6 protein-coding genes are annotated in these 4,609 nt (G+C 42.7%); 4 read left to right on the top strand and 2 right to left on the bottom strand.

The annotated features are described in order from the left end of the window. The first annotated feature begins 104 nt into the window (after positions 1 to 104). Positions 105 to 317, top strand: coding sequence for a transposase (locus ABFQ95_07685; protein ID MEN8237401.1), 213 nt, complete (start codon positions 105 to 107; stop codon positions 315 to 317). Between the two features lie 221 nt (positions 318 to 538). Here ABFQ95_07685 and ABFQ95_07680 read toward each other — a convergent pair whose 3' ends face one another. After that, positions 539 to 2,146, bottom strand: coding sequence for an Npt1/Npt2 family nucleotide transporter (locus ABFQ95_07680; GenBank protein MEN8237400.1), 1,608 nt, complete (start codon positions 2,144 to 2,146; stop codon positions 539 to 541). Positions 2,147 to 2,598: 452 nt separating this feature from the next. Between ABFQ95_07680 and msrB the strand changes: the two genes are divergently transcribed. Both msrB and msrA read left to right on the top strand, forming a co-directional pair. Next, on the top strand, positions 2,599 to 3,078 hold the full coding sequence (gene msrB / locus ABFQ95_07675; protein ID MEN8237399.1) for a peptide-methionine (R)-S-oxide reductase MsrB: 480 nt from the start codon (positions 2,599 to 2,601) through the stop codon (positions 3,076 to 3,078). Next, positions 3,075 to 3,683: a peptide-methionine (S)-S-oxide reductase MsrA gene (gene msrA, locus ABFQ95_07670; GenBank protein ID MEN8237398.1), complete on the top strand. Its 609-nt coding sequence runs from the start codon at positions 3,075 to 3,077 to the stop codon at positions 3,681 to 3,683. Before msrB ends, msrA begins: the two co-directional genes overlap by 4 nt. A 40-nt stretch (positions 3,684 to 3,723) precedes the next feature. Here msrA and ABFQ95_07665 read toward each other — a convergent pair whose 3' ends face one another. Next, complete coding sequence (locus ABFQ95_07665; protein ID MEN8237397.1) at positions 3,724 to 4,416, bottom strand: hypothetical protein; 693 nt, start codon at positions 4,414 to 4,416, stop codon at positions 3,724 to 3,726. Here ABFQ95_07665 and ABFQ95_07660 point away from each other — a divergent pair. Then, a partial coding sequence (locus tag ABFQ95_07660; protein ID MEN8237396.1) for a hypothetical protein occupies positions 4,410 to 4,609 on the top strand: 200 nt, incomplete at its 3' end. The two genes, ABFQ95_07665 and ABFQ95_07660, sit on opposite strands and share 7 nt — an antisense overlap.

Genomic DNA, 4,609 nt, shown 5'->3' with positions numbered 1-4,609 from the left:
AGTTGCTGGATTTAGATCCATTGCAACTCACTCATACCGCCTGTTAAAGCTTATGAAGAAATCTATAAAACTTTCTTGTAGATAAAGTCAACATTTATTTTCTGTTGGATTTTAGTAAATTTTATTATAAAAGCTTGAGATGTAAGCGAGGTTTGAAATTAATTACAGGTATTAGGCGAAATATGAAAAACTATTTGATGCCTTTAATTGAAAAGCTTTTACTACGAAAAAGGTTTTTAGTGGAAACTGTATTTGATATTCTTAAAGTCCACATGAATATTTCCCATACTCGGCATCGTTCTCCTACTAATTTCTGAGTGAATCTTTTAGCTATACTGAAGTGAAATCAAAACCTCTGTTTCCTGATACGCTCGAAGTGCTCATTTACCCAAGTAAACTGCGCGCTTCTCGCTATCATTAAGCTAGAGGTTTTGATTTCACGAGAGTATAGCATCGTTGCGTATCAGCTGAAAGGAAGGAAGCCAAAGATGAATATGGAGGGATTAGGGCTTATCCAAAACTTAGTTACCTAGGCAACTCAGGCTACTTTCTGCATGGTTTTCTTTGGAGCCTGCTTTGTTACAACTGCAATAGGAGTAATGGGAATTTGTGCTTCCTGCTGCTCATGTTGCAATTGTTTCTCTTTATAAAGTTTGTTCAACTTCCACACCGCAACCATCCATATCCCAATCATGACAAACACGCAAATAGCAAAAAAGGGAGTGGCTTGGCTAATATTGGGGGCGCCTGTGGTCATAAGAAGCGCTCCAGCCATGAAACCACTCAGGGCTTTGCCAATTTTTGATCCTGCTACATCGACAAAGGCTTTGCCTTTAATGCGCAGCTCCTTAGTTAGTGGCATGTATGCCATTTCTTTGGTGGGATCAAACAGAGCATATTTACTACCTTTGCTGGTAATTTCTTGAAAGGCACCAAGACCAATAGCCAACATCAATGGTGTGCACACAAAAAAGGAGCTTACCCCAAGAAAAGCGTCTTGGAAGCAAACGACTCCAAAAAAAGGTATAGCTGCCAGCAACATGAATGCTGGAGATACAATCGCCCCTGCAAACCAACCAAGCTTGCGTACGATGCCTTTAAAGAAAACAACCATGCCCATGGTACAAAATCCCATGATCATAGTAAAATTTCCCATATACATGCAGTAATCATTGGGGTCCGGATATTGGATTTTGAGCTGGCTTTTCCAAACAACGTCCAACAAGTTGTTGGAAAAGTTATAGCCAATAATCAACAAAGCGATATACCCCAGGTATCGTGATTTGAAAATCACTTTCATGCTTTGCCGCAGAGGTGGCGAGGAGGCTTTTGAGTGATGTAATCCTTCGTTTAATGAGCAGTCATAGTACTTTGGATCATTTAAGACGTTCACGTGCATCCAACGGTAGAGAACAACCATCAGCACGCCAACACTGACAAGCATGACGACAATGTGCTGAATTGAAATAACCCAGATATCAACACCTGCCGGATAGCAACCACGTATGTCAGCCATGTGCTTAGAGGCAAGGCCCGCAAAAATAAGAGAAAAATTAGCGATCAAGCCAAAGAAACTATAAAAGCGCTTGGCCTCACGCGTTCGAGTTACCTCATTAGCAAATTGCCAGAACAAAAGAGTAACCACCACAGCGCCCCAAAGTTCCGAAATCAAATAAAACAATGCAAAACTCCACAGTTCCATCATGGCAAAAATATGTTGCAATCGAGGGTATGCCTGTTGCAAGGACTTAATCCAATGCGGATCGGGATGCAATAGTTCTTTATTAGGGTGCATCCAAAAGGCAAACAGCCCAAGGATTCCTAGAAACGACAGCGTAATACCGTAGAACAAGCGCTCTTGGCTGATAAAATTGGAGAGTTTGCTGTAGACCACCACAAATAAAATTGCAACGGGCATGGTGATAAAAACTTTAAGGAATGGGATTAGAGCAGCGCCACTGCTTGAGGCTGTAATAATCAGGGTGTCTTTGGTGTCGTGCAGCACCGTGTAGATAAAGACAGTGCAAAACATTAAGATGCCTAGGGGAAGAAATTTCTTGGCTTCCCAGGCATGAATCGGCCAGAAAAACCCACGCAGGATTCCAAACTCACGACTATCTTTTTTAGAAAAAGGAGAAGGGGACATCTACTGGGGTAACAACCTTAAATCCTTAACGTTTGCGCAACAACCAACTACAAATGAACCTAGCATAACCGATTGCAAAACGCTATAGTCAGAAATCAGAGATCAGAGATCAGAGGTCAGAGATCAGAGGTCAGAGATCAGAGGTCAGAAATCATAGGGGCTTTGTAGTGCCGGTTTATGCTTGCTCTGATGCTCATTTTGTGCCACGTTGCATTAGTTGTTTCTGATTTCTGATTTCTGATTTCTGATTTCTGATTTCTGATTTCTGATCTCTGACCTCTGATCTCTGACCTCTGATCTCTGATCTCTGATCTCTGATCTCTGATCTCTGATCTCTGATCTCTGATCTCTGATCTCTGATCTCTGATCTCTGATCTCTGATCTCTGATCTCTGACTTCTGACAAGGGGGCGAATGCTTAAAATAATTTTGATCAGTTTTGCAGGGCTATGGATGGTGAGTGTGCAAGTGCAGACAGTGTTCGGGGCCTTTGATTATCGCGAGCAGCCAATTTCCTTTTGGAAAGGTGTTCTCAAACCAGAAGTTTTTCATATTTGCCGAGAAAAAGGGACAGAGAGGGCAGGCTCTGGGCGCTATGATAGTTTTTATGAAGATGGACTTTACTATTGTGCTTGTTGTGGCGGGGATTATCCGTTGTTTGATTCTAAAACCAAGTACCATTCAAAGACCGGCTGGCCTAGTTTTTGGCAACCGATTGATTTGACGCATATACGGGCTGTCAAAGAGCAGAGATGGTGGTTTGGACCTGTTGTTGAGGTACGTTGTGGGCGTTGTGATTCGCACTTGGGTGATATTTTCGATGACGGCCCAGAACCAACCGGCAAACGATATTGTATTAATTCGCTTGCCTTGGTGTTTGTGCCTCGATCACAAAAGCCTGTGCGGACTTATGCTGAGCCAAAGGTGCAATGATGAAGAATTTCTACAGGATCTTGTTGACTTTTTTCTTTATTCTAGCAGTACAGAAGGGAAACTCGATGAATGCCGATCAATCTACTGCCATCTTTGCCGGCGGCTGCTTTTGGTGTATGGAAAGCGATTTTGCCAAAGTTCCCGGTGTGATTAATGTGGTGTCTGGCTACACCGGTGGAACGGTGAAAGAGCCGAAATACAGGGATGTTTCAGCAGGGGGGACTGGCCATTATGAATCGGTCAAAATAGAATTTGACCCCAACAAGATAAATTACAGCCAGCTGCTTGAGATCTTTTGGCACAACATCGATCCTTTCGATGATCAGGGGCAGTTTTGTGATAAAGGCTCTTCGTATCGAGCTGCTATTTTTTATTTGGATGAAACGCAAATGCTGCAAGCGATAGAATCCAGGAAAAGTATCGAAGGGCAGTTAGGTCAAGGAGTAGTAATCCAAGTTTTACCAGCTAGTGAATTCTATAAGGCTGAAACGTACCATCAAGACTATGCTAAGAAAAATCCGCTGCGTTATGGTTTGTACCGGTGGAATTGTGGGAGAGATGCGCGTTTAAAACAAATTTGGGAACAAAAAAACAAGGCCCCTTGAAAAAGGAGCCTTGTCAGATCTGCGTTAGCAATTGGTTGAATTAACCGATTTTTGCTAGGTTAACCTTTTGGATTTGGTTTGCAACATTTGCAGCTGTTGGAACTGTAATGCGCAAAAAGTCGTTTTTAGCCTGGGCTTGCAAACGGCTACCATCACCAAGCTTAGGCAAAGGTAATGAGAAAGTGCCTTTAGTCATGTTGAGCATGTCTGGTCCAATCTGCTTTAAAGGACAACGAACGCGAATTTCGTCACCTACGGATACAACTTCTGAACCTTCAGCGTTTACTCCAGGAAGAAAACAATCAATGATTGTCTCTGTGGCGTTATCAATGTAGCGAACGTCTGACAAAGGGTTGATTGTACCTTGAGTCTGCACTGATGAGTAACCAGGAATTCCAGCAACAGGGAATTTTTCAAACGAAGGCTTAAGCTGCAAAGGAGCTGCAAAAGGGTTACAATCAGTTGTTTTAGTAACTAGATTTTTAGGCAAAAGGCCACTTGTTGTAGGAACAAATGAATCTAAAGGTGTAGGAACATGATAAGTTGGAATTGGACGTAAAGTCTGGCCCATCGCGTGAGCAAGTGCAATCTCGTCGGCGATAGAAGGTTTAAGAGATTCCATTCCAGGATGAATAGGCATAGTTGATACCAAAGGATGATTGATGAATTCTACTGGCAATTGGCCAAAAACATCAAGATTTTTCATCTGCAAAGGAGTAGCTGGAGATGCCATATCTTTCCATACTGGTGTGTTCCATGTTGGAACAGGATAATGTACAGGCTTGTTCCATGTCGGAATGGACTGGTATGCAAGTTTGTCCCATGTCGGAATGGACTGGTATGCAGGTTTGTCCCATGTTGGAATGGACTGGTATGCAGGTTTGTCCCATGTTGGAATGGACTGGTATGCAGGTTTGTCCCATGTT

The organism is Pseudomonadota bacterium (assembly GCA_039714795.1).
In the GTDB taxonomy this organism is placed as follows: Bacteria; Pseudomonadota; Alphaproteobacteria; order JAGOMX01; family JAGOMX01; genus JBDLIP01.
This window is presented reverse-complemented; position numbering and strand designations above follow the sequence as displayed.